Annotated in this window: 22 protein-coding genes; 11 read left to right on the top strand and 11 right to left on the bottom strand. The window is 66.5% G+C overall.

Going from position 1 to position 20,340, the window contains the following annotated elements; genetic code table 11:
• Positions 1-138 precede the first annotated feature (138 nt).
• Complete coding sequence (locus ACFXKA_RS39475; RefSeq protein ID WP_379431350.1) at positions 139-1,887, bottom strand: proline--tRNA ligase; 1,749 nt, start codon at positions 1,885-1,887, stop codon at positions 139-141.
• Positions 1,888-1,945: 58 nt separating this feature from the next.
• On the opposite strand from ACFXKA_RS39475, the gene yaaA reads away from it, so the two are divergent.
• From yaaA to ACFXKA_RS39495, 4 genes are all read left to right on the top strand, one after another.
• Positions 1,946-2,692 carry a peroxide stress protein YaaA gene (gene yaaA / locus ACFXKA_RS39480; protein WP_354850836.1) on the top strand — a complete coding sequence of 249 codons (747 nt, stop codon included), beginning with the start codon at positions 1,946-1,948 and terminating at the stop codon, positions 2,690-2,692.
• Positions 2,693-2,756: 64 nt separating this feature from the next.
• Positions 2,757-3,149 carry an ankyrin repeat domain-containing protein gene (locus tag ACFXKA_RS39485; protein ID WP_354850838.1) on the top strand — a complete coding sequence of 131 codons (393 nt, stop codon included), beginning with the start codon at positions 2,757-2,759 and terminating at the stop codon, positions 3,147-3,149.
• Positions 3,150-3,679: 530 nt separating this feature from the next.
• Positions 3,680-4,951: an alkaline phosphatase family protein gene (locus ACFXKA_RS39490; RefSeq protein WP_379431351.1), complete on the top strand. Its 1,272-nt coding sequence runs from the start codon at positions 3,680-3,682 to the stop codon at positions 4,949-4,951.
• Positions 4,951-6,039 (top strand): alkaline phosphatase family protein, encoded by a 1,089-nt coding sequence (locus ACFXKA_RS39495; protein ID WP_379431352.1) that lies wholly within the window; start codon positions 4,951-4,953, stop codon positions 6,037-6,039. Before ACFXKA_RS39490 ends, ACFXKA_RS39495 begins: the two co-directional genes overlap by 1 nt.
• A 57-nt stretch (positions 6,040-6,096) precedes the next feature.
• On the opposite strand, the gene ACFXKA_RS39500 is transcribed toward ACFXKA_RS39495, so the two are convergent.
• Positions 6,097-6,588 (bottom strand): carboxymuconolactone decarboxylase family protein, encoded by a 492-nt coding sequence (locus ACFXKA_RS39500; protein ID WP_379431353.1) that lies wholly within the window; start codon positions 6,586-6,588, stop codon positions 6,097-6,099.
• Complete coding sequence (locus ACFXKA_RS39505) at positions 6,585-7,661, bottom strand: dihydrodipicolinate reductase (protein WP_379431354.1); 1,077 nt, start codon at positions 7,659-7,661, stop codon at positions 6,585-6,587. The genes ACFXKA_RS39500 and ACFXKA_RS39505 overlap by 4 nt, the downstream gene beginning before the upstream one ends.
• A 56-nt stretch (positions 7,662-7,717) precedes the next feature.
• Between ACFXKA_RS39505 and ACFXKA_RS39510 the strand changes: the two genes are divergently transcribed.
• Positions 7,718-8,206, top strand: a complete 489-nt coding sequence (locus ACFXKA_RS39510) for a nuclear transport factor 2 family protein (protein WP_354850854.1) — start codon at positions 7,718-7,720, stop codon at positions 8,204-8,206.
• Between the two features lie 198 nt (positions 8,207-8,404).
• Here ACFXKA_RS39510 and pip read toward each other — a convergent pair whose 3' ends face one another.
• The 3 genes from pip to ACFXKA_RS39525 all read right to left on the bottom strand — a co-directional run bounded on the left by pip (position 8,405) and on the right by ACFXKA_RS39525 (position 10,624).
• Positions 8,405-9,349: a prolyl aminopeptidase gene (pip, locus tag ACFXKA_RS39515; protein ID WP_379431355.1), complete on the bottom strand. Its 945-nt coding sequence runs from the start codon at positions 9,347-9,349 to the stop codon at positions 8,405-8,407.
• A 259-nt stretch (positions 9,350-9,608) separates the two neighbouring features.
• Positions 9,609-10,109 (bottom strand): LysE family translocator, encoded by a 501-nt coding sequence (locus tag ACFXKA_RS39520; RefSeq protein ID WP_379431356.1) that lies wholly within the window; start codon positions 10,107-10,109, stop codon positions 9,609-9,611.
• Positions 10,110-10,222: 113 nt separating this feature from the next.
• Positions 10,223-10,624, bottom strand: a complete 402-nt coding sequence (locus tag ACFXKA_RS39525; RefSeq protein ID WP_379431357.1) for a hypothetical protein — start codon at positions 10,622-10,624, stop codon at positions 10,223-10,225.
• Between the two features lie 829 nt (positions 10,625-11,453).
• Here ACFXKA_RS39525 and ACFXKA_RS39530 point away from each other — a divergent pair.
• Entirely contained in the window at positions 11,454-11,894 is a 441-nt protein-coding gene (locus tag ACFXKA_RS39530) for a hypothetical protein (protein WP_354850862.1), read from the top strand.
• Between the two features lie 192 nt (positions 11,895-12,086).
• Here the strand turns inward: ACFXKA_RS39530 and ACFXKA_RS39535 are convergent, their stop codons facing one another.
• Complete coding sequence (locus ACFXKA_RS39535; RefSeq protein ID WP_379431358.1) at positions 12,087-12,464, bottom strand: hypothetical protein; 378 nt, start codon at positions 12,462-12,464, stop codon at positions 12,087-12,089.
• 279 nt (positions 12,465-12,743) lie between these two features.
• A complete protein-coding gene (locus ACFXKA_RS39540) occupies positions 12,744-13,310 on the bottom strand; it encodes a DUF2199 domain-containing protein (protein WP_379431359.1) in 567 nt (188 codons plus the stop codon).
• A gap of 131 nt (positions 13,311-13,441) precedes the next feature.
• Here ACFXKA_RS39540 and ACFXKA_RS39545 point away from each other — a divergent pair, with 131 nt between their 5' ends.
• Positions 13,442-13,603, top strand: coding sequence for a hypothetical protein (locus ACFXKA_RS39545; RefSeq protein ID WP_379431360.1), 162 nt, complete (start codon positions 13,442-13,444; stop codon positions 13,601-13,603).
• 287 nt (positions 13,604-13,890) lie between these two features.
• Here the strand turns inward: ACFXKA_RS39545 and ACFXKA_RS39550 are convergent, their stop codons facing one another.
• Together ACFXKA_RS39550 and ACFXKA_RS39555 are read right to left on the bottom strand one after the other, a co-directional pair.
• On the bottom strand, positions 13,891-14,424 hold the full coding sequence (locus ACFXKA_RS39550) for a dihydrofolate reductase family protein (RefSeq protein ID WP_364625203.1): 534 nt from the start codon (positions 14,422-14,424) through the stop codon (positions 13,891-13,893).
• A gap of 1 nt (position 14,425) precedes the next feature.
• The gene (locus ACFXKA_RS39555) at positions 14,426-15,349 is read right to left on the bottom strand and encodes a helix-turn-helix domain-containing protein (protein ID WP_379431361.1); all 924 of its coding nucleotides are present in this window, start codon (positions 15,347-15,349) and stop codon (positions 14,426-14,428) included.
• 370 nt (positions 15,350-15,719) lie between these two features.
• Between ACFXKA_RS39555 and ACFXKA_RS39560 the strand changes: the two genes are divergently transcribed.
• Complete coding sequence (locus ACFXKA_RS39560; protein WP_379431362.1) at positions 15,720-15,998, top strand: GreA/GreB family elongation factor; 279 nt, start codon at positions 15,720-15,722, stop codon at positions 15,996-15,998.
• Positions 15,999-16,706: 708 nt separating this feature from the next.
• Complete coding sequence (locus ACFXKA_RS39565) at positions 16,707-17,339, top strand: transposase (RefSeq protein WP_379431363.1); 633 nt, start codon at positions 16,707-16,709, stop codon at positions 17,337-17,339.
• A gap of 105 nt (positions 17,340-17,444) precedes the next feature.
• Here ACFXKA_RS39565 and ACFXKA_RS39570 read toward each other — a convergent pair whose 3' ends face one another.
• Positions 17,445-17,990, bottom strand: a complete 546-nt coding sequence (locus ACFXKA_RS39570) for a hypothetical protein (protein ID WP_379431364.1) — start codon at positions 17,988-17,990, stop codon at positions 17,445-17,447.
• Between the two features lie 275 nt (positions 17,991-18,265).
• Between ACFXKA_RS39570 and ACFXKA_RS39575 the strand changes: the two genes are divergently transcribed.
• Both ACFXKA_RS39575 and ACFXKA_RS39580 read left to right on the top strand, forming a co-directional pair.
• Positions 18,266-19,153 carry an LLM class flavin-dependent oxidoreductase gene (locus tag ACFXKA_RS39575; protein ID WP_379431365.1) on the top strand — a complete coding sequence of 296 codons (888 nt, stop codon included), beginning with the start codon at positions 18,266-18,268 and terminating at the stop codon, positions 19,151-19,153.
• 33 nt (positions 19,154-19,186) lie between these two features.
• The gene (locus tag ACFXKA_RS39580; RefSeq protein ID WP_379431366.1) at positions 19,187-20,242 is read left to right on the top strand and encodes a dihydrodipicolinate reductase; all 1,056 of its coding nucleotides are present in this window, start codon (positions 19,187-19,189) and stop codon (positions 20,240-20,242) included.
• The last annotated feature ends 98 nt before the right edge of the window (positions 20,243-20,340 follow it).

Here is a 20,340-nt window from a genome sequence, read left to right on the forward strand (position 1 = left end):
TCTTTGTGGGGGGGGTGGGGGTTGGGGGGGGGGGGCGGGGGTGGGTTGGTCCTCGCGGCCCCCCGCCCCCCCCTGGGGCCGGGGCCCTCCCCCCCCCCCCCCCGCGGCCGCCCCCCCGCCACTCGGGATTCGGAAGCGTCAGCCGCGGATCTTGGCCGCGACCGAGGCCACGGCGGACTCGGCCGGGAGTTCCTCGGCGGTGCCGGCGAAGCGGTCGCGGAGTTCGATCTTGCCCTCGGCCCAGCCGCGGCCGACGACCACGATGTAGGGCATGCCGAGGAGTTCGGCGTCCTTGAACTTCACGCCCGGGGAGGCGGTGCGGTCGTCCAGGAGGACCTCGAAGCCGAGGGAATCGAGTTCGGCGGCAACCTGTTCGGCGCCGGCGCGGGCGCCCTCGTCCTTGTTGGCGATGACGACGTGGACGTCGAACGGGGCGACCTCACGGGGCCAGCGCAGGCCCTTGTCGTCGTGCATCTGCTCGGCGAGCACGGCGACCATGCGGGACACGCCTACGCCGTAGGAGCCCATGGTGAGACGGACCGGCTTGCCGTTCTCGCCCAGCACGTCGACCTCGAAGGCGTCGGTGTACTTCTGGCCGAGCTGGAAGATGTGGCCGATCTCGATGCCGCGGGCGGCCTCCAGGACGCCGCGGCCGTCGGGCGAGGGATCGCCATCGCGAACCTCGGCGGCCTCGATGGTGCCGTCGGGGGTGAAGTCACGTCCGGAGACCAGGCCCACGTAGTGCTTGCCCTGCTCGTCGGCGCCGGTGATCCAGGCGGTGCCGGAGACCACGCGCGGGTCGACGAGGTAGCGGATGCCGTTGGCCTGCAAGGCCTTCGGGCCGATGTAGCCCTTCACCAGGAACGGGTTGGCCTTGAAGTCGGTCTCGTCGAGCAATTCCACCTCGGCCGGCTCGACGGACGCCCCGAGGCGCTTGTCGTCGACCTCACGGTCGCCGGGGATGCCGACGCCGAGGATCTCGGTCTTGCCGTCGGGGTAGCGCAGCTTGACCATGACGTTCTTGAGGGTGTCGGCGGCGGTCACCTCGCGGCCCAGCACGTTGGCGGTATTGGCCCAGTCGACCAGCGTCGCGATGGTCGGCGTGTTGGGGGTGTCGTGGACGACGGCGTCGGCCTGTCCCTCGAGCGGGATCGCCGGGGGCGCGGTGGTGACCACGGCCTCCACGTTTGCGGCGTAACCGGATTCGCGGCAGATGACGTAGGTGTCCTCGCCGACGGGGCTGTCGGCCAGGAACTCCTCCGACGCCGAGCCGCCCATGGCGCCGGAGGTGGCGGCCACGATGACGTACTTGACGCCGAGGCGGTCGAAGATCTTCTGGTAGGCCTCGCGGTGGGCGTTGTAGCTGTTCTTCAGCCCGTCCTCGTCGAGGTCGAAGGAGTACGAGTCCTTCATGATGAACTCGCGCCCGCGCAGGATGCCCGCGCGCGGGCGGCCTTCGTCGCGGTACTTGGTCTGGATCTGGTACAGCGTGACCGGCAGATCCTTGTAGGAGCTGTACTCGCCCTTCACGGTGAGGGCGAACAGCTCCTCGTGGGTGGGGCCGAGCAGGTAGTCCTGGCCCTTGCGGTCCTTGAGCCGGAACAGGCCGTCGCCGTACTCGGTCCAGCGGTTGGTGGTTTCGTACGGTTCGCGCGGCAGCAGCGCCGGCAGCGAGATCTCCTGGGCCCCGATGGCGTTCATCTCCGACCGGACGACATCCTCGACCTTGCGCAGCGTGCGCAGGCCGAGCGGCAGCCACGAGTAGACGCCGGGCGCGATGCGACGCACGTAACCGGCACGCACCAGCAGCTTGTGGCTGGGCACCTCGGCATCGGCGGGGTCGTCGCGCAGGGTGCGCAGGAACAGGTGGGAGAGACGGGTGATCACGGCTCAACACAGTAGCCGCTGCTCTCGCACAGTTCACAAGGCATTACCGTGTTGGCTCGTGCTGGTGCTGCTGCCTCCCTCAGAAACCAAGTCCGACGGTGGTTCGGGCGGTCCCCTGGACCTGGATTCCCTGGCGATGCCGCAGCTCACAGCGGTGCGCGACAAACTCGTCACCGAGTTGATCGCGCTGGCCGCCGATCCCGACGCCTCGCGTGCCGCGCTGGCACTGGGCAAGGGGGCTGACGCGGAAATCGCGCGCAATGCCGCCCTGCGCACCTCCGCCACCCGCCCGGCCCTGGACCGATACACGGGTGTGCTCTACGACGCACTCGACGCGGCCCGGTTCACCAAGGCCCAGCGCGCCAAGGCCGAGGCCCGCCTGGGCATCGGCTCGGCGCTGTTCGGGGTGATCCGCGCGGGCGATCCGATTCCGGCCTACCGGCTTTCGGGCGGGTCGAAGCTGCCGGGTCTGCCGACGCTGCAGTCGCTGTGGAAGGCGGTGCTGCCGGCGGCGCTGCGCGCGGAGGCGGCCGGGCACCTGGTGGTGGATCTGCGGTCGGGGACCTATCAGAATCTGGGCCGGGTTCCGGGCGCGGTCACCGCGACGGTGCTGACCGAGCGTCCGGACGGGAAGCGAACCGTGGTGAGCCACTTCAACAAACACCACAAGGGACTGCTGGCGCGGGCGCTGGTGCTGTCACGGTCGGAGCCGTCGGATATCGCCGGGCTCGCCCGGGTGGCCGAGAAGTCCGGACTGCGCACCGAGATCGCCTCGCCGACCGAGCTGCTCATCATCACCTCCTGAGCAACCCGATCCCCTCTAGGGAACTTCGCTCGGCCGCGGCGGTCCCGCTGGCTAGAGTGGCCTGGTGGAACCCAAAGACCTGGATCCGGAAGTGCTCGAACTGGCGAGCAAGATCTTCGATCTGGCCCGCAGCGGCGATGCCGCCACCCTGGGCGCCTACCTCGACGCCGGGGTGCCGGTGAACCTGACCAACGACAATGGCGACACGCTGCTCATGCTGGCCGCCTACTACTCGCACCCGGAGGCGGTGAACGCCCTGCTGGAACGCAAGGCGGACCCCAACTTCGGCAACGACAAGGGCCAGACCCCGCTCTCGGGCGCGGTGTTCAAGGGCTCGGACGAGATCGTCCACGCCCTGCTCGCGGCCGGGGCCGATCCGAACGCGGGCAGCCCGTCCGCGCGCGACGCGGCCGAGATGTTCGGGCAGACCAAGTATCTGGCGCTGTTCGACAAATAGGGTGCCCAGCCAACTCTCGTAACTCTCAGGGGCTTCGCCCTCGGACCTCCTGAGAGGCACGACGCTCGTAGCTTCCAGAGGCTTCGCTCCCGAGCCTCCTGAGAGGCACGACTCTCGTAGCTCTCAGAGGCTTCGGCCCCGAACCTCCTGAGAGGCACGATGTCCGGCCTGCGGGCGAGATCGCCACGCAGGCAGGACTTTTCGCGTGTTCGGCCGGTTGCTGCGTCCGCTGGTAGGCGCGGAAGGCCGACAGCGCCCAGAGGAAGGCGAGCGCTGCCAGGGCGGTCAGGTAGCGCGCACGCGCCAGGAAGGTGTAGTTGGTCGCCCCGAATCCCGGCATGTCGCCCGCGGATTTGAAGACCTGCCCGAACTGGAGACCGCGCCGGCCGGGTGCCCCCGGACATCGGCGACAAGCAGCCTCGGTCGCGATAGATTGGTCGAACGTCCAATAGTTGAGGCGTTCACCTAATTCTCATTCGAATTCGTCTCACTGGTTACTCGCCGGTAATCGCCGACGCGATGTATGACTCGTGACAGATTCCCCTCGAAGTACCACCAACCGGCGAACCGTCCTCGCCGGCGCCGGAGCCCTCGCGGTCGGCGCGGCCCTCGGCTCGACAGCCCCCCGCGCCACCGCCGCCCCGCTGCCCGCGCCCGCTGCCTCCGGGATCGACCACATCATCGTGGTGATGATGGAGAACCGCTCGTTCGACCACTATCTGGGCTGGCTGCCCGGGGCGAACGGCAAGCAGGCCGGTCAGATCTTCACCGACCGGAACGGCGTGGCGCACAACACCTTCCACCTGGCCACCACTCAGGGCTGCCAGTACAACGACCCGGACCATTCCTTCGAGGGCGGGCGCGTGGAGTACAACAACGGCGCGTGCGACGGCTGGCTGCGCGCCGGAACCAACGACGAATTCGCCATCGGCTACTACGAACAGGGCGATCTCGGCTTCTACGGCAATGCCGCGCCGGCCTGGACGGTCTGTGACAACTATTTCTCGGCGATCATGGCCGAGACGTATCCCAACCGCTTCTATCAGCACGCCGCCCAGACCGACCGCATCCACAACTCCTCGACGATCTCGACGCTGCCGACCATCTGGGACCGGCTGGCGGACGCGGGTGTGCCGGGGCGCTACTACTTCTACGACACCCCGTTCCTGGCACTGTGGGGCGCGAAGTACCTGTCCATCAGCCGCCCGTTCGTGACCTTCCTGGCCGACTGCGCGGCGGGCACGCTGCCCGCGGTGTCGTTCGTCGACCCCAAGTTCCTGGACGAGGACACCGGCACCTCGGCCGACGATCACCCGCACGCGGATATCCGCGCGGGGCAGGCATTCCTGAACCAGGTGTATCAGGCGGTCACCGAGAGCCCCGCCTGGTCGCGCACGCTGCTCGTCATCAACTACGACGAGTGGGGCGGCTTCTTCGACCACGTGCCGCCGCAGGTCGCGCCGGATGCCAACCCGGACTGGGGGCTGCGCGGATTCCGGGTGCCGTGCCTGGTGATCTCGCCGCTGGCCCGGCGCGGGCACGTGGCCCACGATGTGTACGACCACACCTCGGTGCTCAAGGCCATCGAATGGCGGTGGGGGCTACCGTCCCTCACCCCGCGCGACGCCGCCGCCCGCAATATCGCCGAGGTGCTCGACTTCGGCAGCGCCCCGAATCTCGCTGCGCCGCAATGGAATGTGCCGCCCGCACCGCCCGGGGTGTGCGCTCCGGCCGTGGTCGCCGACCTCGAAGAGTGGAATACCCTGCGCGCCTTGGCCGCATCGACGGGATGGAGTCTGTGATGCGCCGGTTCGGCCAAATCATCGTGGTGCTGGTGTTCACGATCGCCGCGCTGGCGGTGGGCTACGGTCCGCACGCGACCGCGGATCCGGGCGCGCCACACATCTTCGTGATCCAGTTGGAGAACAAGGGGTACGAGGAGACCTGGGGACCCGCCTCTGCCGCACCGTATCTGAGCAAGACGCTGCGGTCGGAGGGGGTGCTGCTGAGCCAGTACTACGGCACCGGGCACAACAGTCTGGACAACTACATCGCTCAGCTGTCCGGTCAGGGACCGAACGCCGAGACCCAGGCCGACTGCCAGATCTACAGCGACTTCGTCGGCGCGGGAACGGTTCCGCCCGGCCAGGCCGTCGGTCAGGGCTGTGTGTACCCCGCGTCGGTGCAGACGCTCGCCGGGCAACTGACGGGGGCGGGCCGCAGTTGGAAGGGCTATATGGAGGATATGGGCACGCCCTGCCGTCATCCCGCCCTGAACAGCCAGGACACCACCCAGAAGGCGACCGTCGCCGGCCAGTACGCGGCCCGGCACAACCCGTTCGTGTACTTCCACGAGATCATCGACTCGCCCGCCTGCCGGCAGCAGGTGGTCGATCTCGGTGCGCTGAAGAGCGATCTGGCACAGCCGGATACGACGCCGAACTTCGCCTACATCACCCCGGACCTGTGCGACGACGGGCACGACTCCCCCTGTGTCACGGGCGCCCCGGGCGGGCTGGCGTCGGCGGATCTCTGGCTGCGGCAGTGGGTTCCGGTGATCACCTCGACGCCGGCCTTCCAGCAGAACGGGATCCTGATCATCACCTTCGACGAATCCGATGGGCCGCAACAGGATTCCTCGGCCTGCTGCGGTGAGGGCCCCGGGCCCAACAGTCCGCTGCCGGGCATCGTGGGTCCGGGTGGCGGCCGGGTGGGCGCACTGGTGATCTCACCGAAGTCGGTGACGCCGGGCACCTTCAGCGACACCCCGTACAACCACTATTCACTGCTGGCGAGCATCGAGGATCGCTTCGGCCTGCCCTATCTGGGCTTCGCCGCCTCCCCGGGACTGCCGCGCTTCGGAACCGACGTGTTCAACAAGCGGAACTGACGCGGCTGCCGGTCGGGGTGCTGCCGAGCAGGGGCGGGCAGCACTCCGGCCGGTGTTCTACTGCTGTGCCGTATGACCGGGAACGACGCAGACAGCGTCCAGGCCCAGCACGTGGTTGAGGCGGCCGAAGGCCAGCCAGGAGCCGAGGCACATGGACAGTTCGACGATCTCGGCGTCGGAGTAGAGCGACTTCATCCGCTCGAAGAACTCGTCGTCGAGGTTGTGGTGGTCGAGGGCGTAGCGCTCGGCGTACTCGGCGGCCATCCGGGTGCGGTCGTCGAAGGACTCGGCGGTGCGCCACTCGGTCACGTCGTCGGCGAAGGACTCCTCGACCTTCTCGCCATCGCGATCGGTGCGCCAGTCCAGGCAGAACAGGCAGCCGTTGATCTGGGCGACGCGCAATCGCGCGGCCTCGAATTCGCGCAGCCCCAGGGTGCTGTGCGAGTAGACGGCGAGGGAGAAGTTGGAGGCCGCGACGCCGATGCCGGGCACCATTTCGCCCCACACGTAGCCGATGGGGTCCTTGCCCTCGGGAATGTCGATGATCATGCCGATGGGTTCCTTCCGAGAGTGCCGAACGGCAGCGGGACGTCGAGGGCGTCGTAGAGGCCGGGCTCGGCGTCGGCCAGCCACGGGATGGCGTTCACCAATCTGCCCACGGCGGTGGCGTTTCCGCCCGCGGAGTGATTGCCGTCCTCGTCGGTGGCCTGCACGGTGATCTCGATGCGCGGGCGGCCCTCGATGAGCACGCGGTGCGCGCCGGCGCCACTGGGCGGGTGCGGCCAGTCGGGGGCGCAGCTCGCGTGGATGCGGGTGATGTGCTCGATGACGATGCGCGGGCTGCCGTCGACGATGCCCTGTACCTCGAACCGCACCGCGCCCTGGGTGCCCGCCTCGAATTTGCCCATGCGCTCGGTCTCGACGGTCTCGTCCAGCGCGCGCCGCTCCACCACCTCGCGAATGTCGGTGAGCGCCACGCCCAGTCCGCGCGCGATCATCCGAATCTGCCCGCCCCACACCATGGTCGGGATGGTGGGCGCGAGCATGGGCGGCTGATAATCCAGGGGCTGGCCCATGCCGACCAGGTAGCGCACCGAGTCGGGCTGGTCGTAGGTGGAGTAGTCGAAGATCTCCTGGCAGCGCAGCACATCCACGCTGCTGCCGAGGCCGCTCATGAGCAGCGGCAGGACGTCGTTGCCCCAGCCGGGGTCGATGCCGGAGACGAACAGGGCGCCGCCGCCCTCCGCGACGGCCGCCGACACCCGGTCCTGCAGTTCGATCGGGGCGCTGCGGTGGTCGTAGAGCGCGTAGAGCGCGGGCGTCACCACCACGGCCCCGGTGCGCAGGGCGCGTTCGATGTCGGCGAGAGCGTCGTCGGGACGGATGTCGCCGGACGCGGCGTAGACGATGGCGCGGGGTCCGGCCGCGAGCGCGGCGTCGACATCGGCGGTGGCCGCGATCCCCACCGCGGTGTCCAGCCCGGCGAGTTCACCGGCGTCGCGGCCGACCTTGGCCGGGTTGTGGACCAGGACGCCGGTCAGCTCCAGACCCGGATGCGCCGCGACGGCCCGGATGGCGGCACGGCCGACATTGCCCGTGCCCCAGACCAGGGTGGAAATCATGTCCGAAACGTAGCAAATGCTTGGTAGGTACATGTCCGATTCGGCTACATTGCGGTATGGATTTTGCAGCTCTCGAATCGATTCGCGCACTCAAGTATCGCTACCTGCGCACGCTGGACCTGAAGCAGTGGGATGAGTTCGGGGACACGCTCTGCGCGGACATCGTCGGGTCCTACGGATCGCCGTCGGGCGGACTGCCGGCCCAGTTCACCAGCCGCGACCAGATCGTGGATTTCATGCGCGGCGCGCTCAGCGGGAACATCATCACCGTGCACGTCGCCAACCATCCGGAAATCACGGTCGACGGCGATACCGCTTCCGGCAGTTGGTGTCTGGAGGACACCGTGATCGCCGCCGACTATGGCCTACTGATCCGCGGCGCGGCCTACTACCACGACACCTACCGCCGCGAGGACGGCGTCTGGCGCATCGCGAGCACCGGCTACCAGCGCATCTACGAATCCAAGATGTCCACCGACGCGCTGCCCGGCTACGCCCTCACCGCCAACCGCTGGGCCCCGGCCGCCGAGCCCCAGCAGGGCTGACGTAGAGGGATGACGGTTGAGTACCGGCCGGTTGGCATGACAGCGTGACGGGTATCTGCCGAGGTGCCGGCGCAGCACGCGATCGAGGTGTCGGAGCCGAACGGATGTTCCCCAAACTCGATGATCGAGGCGCGCCTACCACGGCGGGTACCCGTTGCCTCCGGTTGCCGCCGTCCAGCTGATCCGATCGGTATCGGACTATGCGAAGCGGGCGATGGCGCGGGCGACCGCCTCGCCCATGGCGGGGCTGCCGGTGTGACCGGAGTCGTCGATGATGTGCAGGCGGGCGCCCGGCCAGACTTTGGCGAGTTCCCACGCGGTTTCGAGCGGTGCGCTGAGATCGAGGCGGCCGTGGATCAATTCGCCGGGAATCCCGGCGAGCCGACCGGCTTCGCGCAGCAGTACGCCTTCGTCGAGCCACGCCGCGCGTGCGAAGTAGTGTGTGCAGATCCGGACGAAGGCGAGCATAGCGGTCTCCGGCGTGCTGCTGTACTGCCCTGGGCTGCCCAGGGATTCGTGCGCGATGACCGCGTCCTCCCAGCGACACCACTCGATCGCGGCGCTGCGGCGGACTACCGGGTCCGGCTGTTCCATCAACTGCCGGTAGCCCTCGACCGGGTCACCGTCGCTGGGCAGCGCGGCCCGGAACCGCGCCCATTCGGCGGGTAGCAGCCGCGCGACACCCCGGTACAGCCAGTCGATCTCGCGGCGGCGGGTGCTGGTGACGCCGACCAGCACGATCCCGGTGACCCGCTCCGGGTACCGCTCGGCGTAGGCGAGGATGAGCGTCGAGCCCCAGGACCCGCCGTACAGCAGCCACCGGTCGATGCCGAGGTGGGTGCGCAGCCGCTCCATATCGGCGATCAGGTGCTCGGTGGTGTTCACCGCCATGTCGGTGTCCGGATCGGCGGCGCTCGGAATGCTGCGTCCGCAACCCCGCTGATCGAACTGCACGATCCGGAAGACGTTCGGATCGAACGACTTCCGCGCCCGCGGGCTGCTCCCGCTGCCCGGCCCGCCATGCACCACCAGCGCGGGCCGGCCCGCAGGGTTGCCGCTGGTGCACCAGTACACCTGGTTTCGGTCACCGACCCCGAGCAGACCGCCGGCATACGGATCGATCCAAGGAAAGGACGTCGGCACGTTTACCAAGGTTAGCGGAGTCACGCAGTATCGACGGCGGCGTTGACCTGGCCGTGGCACCAACATACGGAACGAATTACGGGAAAGGACCTGGTCCAGTGGTATCCGCGCATCGGCAGTTGCGGACTTCTGCGGCGCACAGGGTTCCGGTCGCTGGCGCCTCGCGCTGGCCGGTTCGGTCAGCGCGGTATGCGCCCTGCCAGGATGCCGCGTCCCACAACCCGTGATCCGATTGCCGTCACCTGTTTGACACAGAGCCTCACCGGTGACTGGTGGCCAACTTCAGGCCGAACCCAACCAATATGGCTCCCGTAACGGTGTCCATCGCACGTCGTACGGTTTCTCGGTTCAACCAAGTCTTTGTGGTGCCTGCCGCGCTGATGATGACAGTGAACCACAACATGCCCTCGACGTTGTGTACCACCGCAAGAGCACAACCCATCAGCAGATGCGGTACTCCGTCCGGCAGGAACTGCGGCAGCATGGCGGCGTAGAAAACGCCGACCTTCGGATTGAGCAGATTCGTGCCCAGCCCGCGCGCCCAGGCACCGAACGCGCTCCGGGATGAATCGTCCACTGCGGCTTCGGGTGTCGTCGCGGGATGTCGAAGCCCATCCCGAACCATGGCGATACCCATCCACACCAGATAGATCGCGCCCACAGTCCGCAGCACCGTGTAGGCCAGCTCCGAGGCTGTCAGCAGGACCGAGACCCCTACAGCTGCGGCCGCACCCCACACCAGCGTGCCGCAGCCGCGCACTCGAGTCGACTGAAGCTAGCCCGGGAGCTCGGCATTGCGGGCCCCGACCCGGCAACCCAATGAGCAACGACCCAGAACAGATGTCCACAAATAGCGTGGCCAGCTGGGCGAACTCAGTCCCGGGCAAGCGGATTCGGCCCTGGTTCATGCGCCACGATCCAGCGACCGGTTGCCGGGACCGCACACAGCCCGAAAATCAGCAGGCTGACGATGATCGGAATGAACAAGAAGCCGAAACCTCTGTTGAAGAGCTGTGCAACGCTCGCGATCAGTGCCACCCCTGACGCAAGGATCAACAGGAAACGACCCGTTTTCATGTACGAGACCAGAAGGAATCCGCCGACCGACCAGGCCAGCCCGATGACGACGGCGACGATCCCCATGACGATCAGGTCTGTGTACCGGCCGATCTCGACTGGCGATTCGCGGGCTTGATCTTCGATTCCGACGACCGTTAAGAGAACCCACATGATTCCGGCGATTCCGGTGAGTGGACCGAGGATCAGCGCGGTCATGGCTGCAGTGACGGCGGTCGCGCCGTGTGGGGCCGGCGCCGGTAACTCCGGTTGATCGTGCGGATCTATCACACCCGTTCCCCTCGTCGTTTCGCGCGAACCTACCTCGCCGCGCCGGGAGTTGGCGATGCAGTGTTTCAGGTGTCTTGACCAGCACGACGACATGACCGTTCGTGTCGGTCGAACCGGCGGCCCTCTCGGGATGGCGAAAGACGCTGCAGCGCGATCGCGCACTGTCGGCGGCAGCCCACACGGAACGCGTTGGCGACCCCCGCATGACCGGAACTCGGCATCACGGTGCGTCGGTCGTCCTCGGATGGACATGGCCAGTTGATCTTCCGATGCCTGCGCTGGCCACTTCAAACCGCGCGCCAGGAATCACCGTGATGCAATCCGCCCGTATCGATGATCCGGGCCACGTCGGTTTCCCCGGGCACATTCGCCACGTCTACTCCGCAACTCGGCGAGAGTATAGGGCTTGATGGTCGTGAAGTGCTGTGCGGCAGTCAATGGTCTGCGACCAGAGTCCATGACACGGAGCCCATGGCGGTTTCGAACCGCGCACTATGCGGGATAGAAATTGCATACGCGGTTCGAACGGGGTCATCCGGCAGGCCAGGAGCAGGATGCGGGCGCCGGAACCGGCGCGAACACGATCGTCAGGATCGATCTTCTCGACCGCAGCCCGACGGTGGTTTCACCGATTGCCTCGACTTCGTGCTGTCTGATCGTATCGTTAACTGACTCAAGGAAACTCGCCCCTTCAAGCCCGCAACGTGTAATGTCCGAGCTCGGGTCGGACTGAACTTCGAGGGGAGAGCGAATGAGAATGCGTGCCTTCGCTGGCATGGCCGTGGCCGCAGCAGCGATTTCGATGGTCGGTGCGGGTACCGCCAATGCTGATGCGGTGAATCCGAACGACTACATGATCGGTGACACCGTCTACTTCAACACGGGTCCCGCGCAGTGCTCGATCAAGTCGGACGGCACCGCGGGTTGTGACATCGCGCCCGGCATCGCCAAGTGGCTGAACATGATTCCGGTGACCGATCTCGCCATCGATGTGCCGTTCCTGCCCGCGCACCCGACCTTCGGCGTGTTCGGTCCTTACGGTCGTTCCGATGCCAGCACCCTCCCGCAGGGCAACGGATACGGCTCGACCATCAGCTACGCGGGCGCTACGTGCAGTGGCGGCGGGCGCGGCGCGATCCAGTGCAATTCGAAGGGACACAGCTTCAGCTTCGGCTGGTCCGGCACCACGACCACCTAGACCGGATTACGCGGCCGCCTGATCATTTGGTCATTTACGTGGGTAGGGCGGCAAGAGCAGCGTGCACTGGCGACATCCGAGCGGCGATCTGCCCGTTGATCTTTCAAGGTGCCGCGCTGGCCGGTTCGGTCAGCGCGGTATGCGGCAGAAGCGGATGCTCGAGCCGCATGAAACTGCGTTGCAGCGCAGCAGCTAAGCGCGTCGGCAGTTCTTGACGGTGGTCTTCGGCTCAGGGCCATTGGAGGCCTCCTCGCTCCATTCGAGCACTTTGATGTGGACAGTACATACGACACGGTCGCCCGTTCTGAGGTCCGCGATGTCGGGCTGGAGTGGCGAATCGATGCTGGCGCCTGGTTTTCCTTTCACGGCCAGGGTCGGTGTCTGGTCTGGCACACTCGTGATGTAGCACGGCGCCCCGGGCTGACAGTGGACAACGAATGGCACGTCGCCATCCCAGGTCGGCTCGGCCTCGGAGTCGCGCAGGCTGCGCAAGAGTAGCCAGATTGCCCCCAGCGCGATCACACAACCGATCACAGCGCCGAGCAGAACCCACGCGGCATCGCCGAACATACGTCGCACATGATCCCCTTCGCTCCCCCGGTGATCCTATTGGTTGGATCGGTGGCAATTGCGACAGAAATGTGGAGATCCTGTGCCAATCCGCAAAAGCCGATACTCGGAGCCCGAGCTAGGCGCGGCATTCGGCATAGAAGACGCTCTGTGCGTTCGGCCGGCCTCGGATCGGAACGGCCAGTTGATCTTCCGCCACGCCGCGCTGGCCGGTTCGGTCAGCGCGGTATGGGCATGAGCGTGCATTCGGCCGCGGCTGTTTCAGGACCGTGATCAGGCTCAGCCCATGGGCGGGTTCGTGTGCAGGATTTGTTCGGCGATCCATTGAACCCGGGCCGAGGTAATCCCGGTTCGCTGCTCGACAGCCAGTGGATGATCGGTGGGTTCCAGTTCCACGAGTGGCCGGTCGCCGATCGGCTGGGTATGCAGTTTGGTCTTCAGGTTCAAGGTGGTCGGTTCATACAGGGGCAGCGCCGTGGACAACCACCCGAAGTACGTTGGCTCCTCGACTCTCTCGGGCTTGTCCCACAGCGCCGACATCCGCTCGAAGCTGGCTTCACTGACAGATACCCAAACACCCCAGTCGAATTCAGCGTCGAGGTCGCTGATCGGAATGACCAGTCGTGCCCGGACGAAGAAGTACGATCCCGCGATCACGCATTGTTCTTCTCCGAGCACACTGCCGGGCTGATCTGCGGCTTCGACGTTCCAGTACGCGGGGGCCGGCGTGCCGTAGCCGAGTGGGGGGCCATCGTGCGGTTCGGCACAGCGGGAGCAGGTGTACGCGGAGCCGGCTATCACGCTCGGAAGCGTACCGGTGCAATTCGAGCGCACGGTCATCGGCATGAGCGCGCGCTCGAGTTCGCTAGAGCCAGCTCGCCATGGGCCTCACGTGGTTTTGGAGACGGTTGCCCAACCGCGGGGCGATATCAGTAGATCCCCGGCATCTCGCTGTTGAGCAGAACCTGGATGACTGGATGTTCGAGCTTCCCATGGTCGGAGCGGGGGCCGGGTCCGCGCTCGCCGCCGCGCTCATCATGGCCTCCAGCACGAGGGCGACACTCGATACCCCCACCGCCACTGTATTTCTGATGCTCACATTTATCTCCTGGATCCTCGAAGCCGGCATGGTGTTTTGAGCACTGTCAGATCTGGCAGGTGGGGCTGGGGTGGAGCAGCCAGCAGATGATCGATCCGTCACCGGCGGACCCGGTTCCGCTGGACCCGGTATTGCCCGACCCGATCAGGAACGCCGCACCCGGAACCGCTGTCGGCTCGACGCTCACCGCGGCCGCTGAAGCAGAGTCGGCGCCGCGATGACGGCCGCACTCATCGCAACCACGCCGAACGCGCCACGAATCACGTTGCGCGACAATTTGTATGCCATATTGCGAAATCCTTACCGCGATGAATGGATGGTGGGGCGTCAGCGCACGACCGAGTAACGCACGCAGGCGAATTCGCCGTTATGGGCGACTTCCGTGGTCTTCAGTTCGAGACGGCGGGGGAGCAGGGGTGCGCCCGCGCCCAGCGTGACGGGGGCGATGGAGACGATGATTTCGTCCAGCAGGCCCTGATCGGCGAATTGGCCGACCAGCTCGCCGCCGCCCATCAGCCAGAGGTCTTTGCCGTCGGCGGCCGCGGCCATCTCCTTGTGTACGACCTCCACCGGCTTCGAGGTCGATCGGACGTCGCGGCCGTCGTCGAAGGCCGGGAACTCGCGATGGGTGAACACCCAGGTCGGCATGTTGTAAGGCCAGGGCTCGGTGGAATTCTCATTGATCCATTGGTAGGTGCTCGAGCCCATGGCGATCGCGCCCGCACCAGCCGCGAACCGGTTCAGTCCCAGCGGGCCGTCCCAGTCGACCTGCCGAGACAGCAGCCAATCCAGGTTGTGGTCGGGGGTCGCCAGGAAGCCGTCCAGGCTGGTAGCGGTGTGGTAGACGGTCTTGAAGGTCACGTCATCCTCTCTGGTGTAGCCATTCGATGGGATCGCCGTCTCCGATTTCGGTTCCGGCGATGGATAACTCGGTTCGCAGCCAATGCCGTACGAGATACCTGCGGTGGGTGGAGTAGCTGAGGATGTGGGCGATCACGCTGCCGATGACGAAGCTCTGCGGCGGCTCGCACAGCGCATCGATCAGGGTGTCGTCCCACCCGCCACGCCGGGTGAGATCGCGGATGGTGTCCAGCCACCGAACCGCCACGCGCTCATGGCGTTTCGCCAATTCCGGGAGAGCGTCATCGGCGGCCGTCGGGATGTCCTCGCCGTCGATCGCGGCCAGCCACACCTCCTTCGACTCGATGAGATGGGCGAGCACGGTGGCAATGGATTCCTCGGGCCCCCGGAACGACTCCACCAGCAGGCCCGGGAATCGCACCCGCCGGTACTGAGATTCGTCGAGTTGCGCTGCCATACTGAGGAGTTCGCGGGTGTCGTCGATATCGTGATGGATCAGCAGGGTCGTGGGATCCAGCACGGCCTGTTCTTTCGGCGCACTCGTCACCCACAGCGACATGGGCGGGTGAAAGTGGATGCCATTACTCGTGGGCAACCACCGTCGGCGCTCGTCCGCGGGAGTCAGGCTCGGCGGATGCCCGAAGGCGGCGCTGAACGCGCGGCTGAAACCCTCCACCGAGTCGTACCCAGCCGCGAACGCGACGTCGGTCACCGACTTACCCGTCGACAGCTCCCACGCCGCCCGCTCCAGCAGCACCCGCCGCTTCAGCGCCACCGGCGGCTCGCCGGTACCGCGCGAGAACTGCCGGGTGAAATGGAACGGCGAAACAAAGGCATCAGCCGCCATCGCACCGAGCGTGGTGTTGTTCTCGTCCAGCACCGCGTCGAGCAGTTCGCGTAGTCGATCTCGTCCGGTCTTGGCCACACGACGAGTCTGCCAACGCGGCCCCGAAACCCGCTTGACCGATCTTGCTCAGCCTCCGACTCCACCTCGGCGTACCGGTTCAGGCCGTACTCACACTGCAAAATGATGCGCTCCGCCATCGACGGATCAGCAGGGCCAGTTGACCTTCGCCTGCCTCTCACTGGCCGGTTCGGTCAGCGCGGTATGCGGCAGTAGCGGATGTTTGGCACCGCAGTGAGTTCGGTCCTCCGATCGCGCCAGTCCGTTCGGTCAGACTTCCTCGCGAGCCGACAGAAAGTCCCGGAATTCGGTTGAAACGGTATCGGCAAATCACGAGATACCAAGGCGGGCAAGGCTAATCCCGGCCTGTCCACCTACGGAAAGGTGGAGAGTGAACCTCCTCCCCAAGACCAAGATCGTGCTCGTCGGGTCGGGCCTCATCCTGACCAAGGTCAACGAGGATGGCACCACCGCTCGCCATTTTGACGGCACGATTGCAATGCAGTTCCGCTACATGATCGTGCCTGATAGCGAAGCTGATGCGATCTCAGACAGGTACTCGGAAAGCCTGCCCGCGAGCCAGGCTCTCTTGGGGCACCTGGTTGGCGACATCGTCGAAACCACAATCGATGACATACCGATCCGCGTGCGAGTGCAGAGCATCGATTGACGGGCGGGCGGGCGGTGCTGCGGTCCGCGCCTCGACCATTCGAGGAGGACCGCCATCCACGACCGCCCGCCGGATCCGGCTGTACCGATGACGCAGCGCAGCAACAAGCAGGCGCGGCCCATCGCGCCTGTAACCGGGCCAAGTCCGACCGGATGCCCGACGACGCCGGCGCGACCGTCCGGGCCTTCGTGACCGACCGGACTTGGTGAATACGCCGCTGGCCGGTTCAGTCAGCGCGGGCAGCGGCTACTTAAGACTGGTGTCAGGGCCGGGTCCCGGCCAGGATTCGGTCCAGGTGCCCGGTGGGATGCTCCGTCAAGCGGCTGCCCGCCAGCATGATTCGGTGTGGCTCTCTCATGGCTTGCCTCCCACCGGGTGCCGTGCGGGAGTGGCTGGAAAGGGTCCTGCCCGGCTCGAAGTAGCGGTGCCCTCCTCGCACGGACACCAACCCATTGCGAGGCAGAAAGGGACGCCGGTGACCGTCATCATCGGGATGGATCCGCACAAACGCTCGGCCACCATCGAGATCATCGATGCGGCAGGCCATATCCTGGCCGTCGGCCGATACACCACCGACACTGTCGGCTACGCCGAAATGCTCACCACTGCACAGCAATTCACTGACAGGGTCTGGGCGGTCGAGGGCCGCAATGGCATCGGCCGCCACCTCGCACACCGCCTGGTCCACGACGGCGAAACGTGGTCGACGTGCCCGCGAAACTCTCCGCGCAGGTGCGGGTCTTCGCCACCGGCAACGGCCGCAAAACCGACCCAGTCGACGCTCACTCGGTCGCCCTGACCGCCCTGCACGCCCCGAACCTGCGTCGCGTCCCCCTCGATCCGGAACTGGTCGCACTCGGCCTGCTCGCCGACCGACGCGACGAACTCGGGCGCGCCCGCACCCAAACCCTCAACCGCATCCACCGGATCCTGCTCGACCTGGTTCCCGGCGGCGCCAAGAAATTCCTGTCCGCACCCCAGGCCCGCGACCTGCTCACCGACCTGCGCCCGAGCAACGGCATCGGCTCTCCCGCGCCGGCAACCGCCGAATCAACCGCGTCCTACACATCATGGCCGTGGTCCAGCTGCGCCATCCCACCGCCGGGCGCGTCTACTTCGACGCCCGCCGCGCGGGCAGGAAGACCTCGATGGAAGCGATGCGCGCACTCAAACGGCGACTCTCCAACACCGTCTACACGCGGATACATGACGACCAGCGAAAACGTGAATCAGCAGGCCCGGGAGGGCAATCGGGAACGACTCCTGGCTCCAGCGCGACCGGGCTCCAACCCCACCCGATCCTTCGGACAAGCCACATCCCGGACCCACCAACCAAGCTAACCCTCACACCCACATCCCAGTCTTGACATAAAGGGGAGCCATGAGAGTGCGCTCATCTGGGATCGGGTGGCACGCGTCCTGGTGCGTCGGTGTCTGCCAGTGCAGCTACGTCGATGCATCTGTCGCGTGGAATCGCGTTGGCACCGTGGGTGATTGGAACAGATGGATCACACCCGTGTAGACCTCGCCGTTGGCGATCTCGTCTTCTGTTCGACTGAATCGGACGAATGCCGAAACGACCGCAATGTCGACCACACTGCGGGGATCGAACGGGAATCGGTAGTCCTCTTCTCGATCCGACCACTGGCGGAGGTTCGCCGTGGGAAAGAGATAGAGCCCGGGCGGCTCATACCGATGGAGGTGCTCCCTCAGGAAGTTGATCCCGGCACGCAGGGAATGCTGCGAAGGCAGAGTATCCATTCCCTCCAGAGGGAGAGCCAAGCCGGCCACAACGCCCGTCCGATTCAACCAATCGACACCTTGGCAGAGCGCACGAAATGCGCTCGCGCTGTCCGCGAGCAACCGCGACGGGTCCGTCATGTTCTCAGTACTGAACCCGAATTCATCGATGTGCCGGGAAAACAGACGGTGTTCTGCTTCGGCAGCAACTTGTGAAGCCCACCGTCTGATCGCATCTGGATCAAGGTCCATCGAAAGTGTCCGTCCGTTCTGCCCAGCTGCCGCGTGGATCATGCCCTCGGCTGCGCAGGCCCGCTACTCATTTTCGGTTTGCCCAAGCGCCCGCTGGGTGGCCTCGGACCGATAATCAACCCCGCCGCCAGCGGACACTTCACACGACGCTGTGCTCGCTCATCGGCATGAGCGCGCACTGCTGATGTCGAGCTGCGCTGAATCTGTTGACCGCCAGCGCTTCTCGAAATCGAAATCGCCTGACCGGGGTCGGGTGGTTCTGAGAGGGTCGCCGTATGAAGATCGGTGTTGCGCTTCCGCAGATGGCTCCCGGGTACGGACCGGGTACGACGGTCGACTGGGCTCGGCGAATCGACGCGGGTCCGTTTTCGAGTGTCTCGGTGGGCGAGCGGGTGACGTTTTCGAACCCGGAGATGGTTGCGACGCTGGGTGCTTGCGCGGCGGTGACGGAGCGGGTGCGGGTTCTGGCGAACCTCTGGGTGCTGCCACAGCACCCGGTGGCGATGGTCGCACAGCAGATCGGGACTCTCGACCAGCTCGCGAACGGACGTCTCGAGGTGGCCGTGGGCGTCGGCGGTCGCGAGCACGACTACCGCGCTCTCGGCGCTGATTTCAAGGGACGGCACCAGCAGCTCGACGACAAGGTGGCCGAGTTGAAGTCACTGCTCGCCGGTGAGCCGCCGTTCGAGGGCGCGGACCCGGTCGGGCCGGCGTGCGTGCAGCCGGGTGGGCCGATCATTCTCGCCGGCGCGATGGGGCCGAAGGCGATGCGTCGGGCGGCGCGGTGGGCGGATGGCATCTCCGGCTTCAGTATTCGAGGCGATGCCGAGGAGATCGCCAAGGTGGGCGAGCTCGCCGACCGGTGCTGGGCCGAGGCCGGTCGTGCGACGACCCCGCGCAAGGTCAGTGGCTGCTTCACCGCCCTGGGCGTCGCCGATGCCTCGGAGGCGTTGCACGCCTTCACCGCTCGCTACCTCGGCTTCCTCGGACCCAGGCTGGCCGAGATGATCGCCGCCTCGACGCGGGCGTCGAGTCCCGAGGTGCTCGCCGACATTCTCGGCGGCGCGGAACGGGCCGGGTGCGACGAGTTCATCCTGGTCCCGGCCGTCACCGACCTGAAATTCCTCGAGGTGGCGGCCGAGGTGGTGACCGCACGGCCTTGACGCTCGAGGAATGGAACCTGTTCTATTCCATGCATGACGCTGCGAGTGATCCAGTGGGCCACCGGTGGGCTTGGCCAGGCCGCGATCGGCCAGATCCAGCTGCACCCGGACCTCGAGCTCGTCGGGTGCTGGGTGCATTCGGAGGCCAAGGTCGGCCGGGACGCCGGTGAGCTCGCCGGGATCGGCCCGATCGGTGTCACCGCCACCAACAGCATCGACGAGATCCTCGCGATGGACGCCGACTGCGTCCTCTACTCGCCGCTGATGCCGAATCCTGAAGAGGTGGCGGCGATTCTGCGCTCGGGCAAGAACGTCGTCACGCCGCTGGGCTGGTTCTGGCCGACCGCGGAGGAGAAGGAGAGGATGACGGCCCCGGCCCGCGAAGGCGGCGTGACGCTGCACGGGACCGGGATCGACCCGGGCGGCGCCACCGAGCAGCAGCCGCTGTTCTTCACGGGCCTGTCCAGCGCAATCACGTTCGTCCGCGGTGAGGAGTACTCCGACATCCGCACCTACAACGCCCCCGACGTCGTACGCCACCTCATGGGTTTCGGTCAGTCGCCCGAGCAGGCGATGAACGGTCCGATGCTGGCGTTGCTGGACAACGGGTTCGACCAGTCGGTACGGATGTGCCTGGACGCGCTCGGCTTCGCCGACGCCGAGATCCGCAGCAGCCGCGAGGTGGCGGTCGCGACCGCGCCGATCGACTCGCCGATCGGCGTGATCCAGCCCGGCCAGGTCGCCGCCCAGCGCTTCGCCTGGGAGGCATTCATCGGCGACACCAAGGTCGTCAGGGTCGCGGTCAACTGGCTGATGGGCGATGAGAACCTCGACCCGCCTTGGAAATACGGCGACGGCGGCGTCCGGTTCGAGGTCGAGGTGAAGGGCGATCCCGACTGCTTCGTGACGATCCACGGATGGCACCCGACCAGCGTGGCGGCCGGCCTGCAGCGCAACCCCGGCATCGTCGTGACCGCGGCGCACTGCGTGAACTCGATCCCCTACGTCTGCGCTGCCGAACCCGGCCTGCTGACCTTCGTCGACATGCCCGTGGTCACCGGTCGGGCGCACCCGGACCTGGCGCGCTGATCGCGCCGGGCGTCTCGCGCCGACTGGATCTCGCTGTGCCCGTTGATCTTCTGATGCCCGGTGCCTGAGGTCCGCTGTCAAACGCTGAAACGGATCGA

This window comes from Nocardia sp. NPDC059228 (genome assembly GCF_042754245.1).
Taxonomy (GTDB): domain Bacteria; phylum Actinomycetota; class Actinomycetes; order Mycobacteriales; family Mycobacteriaceae; genus Nocardia.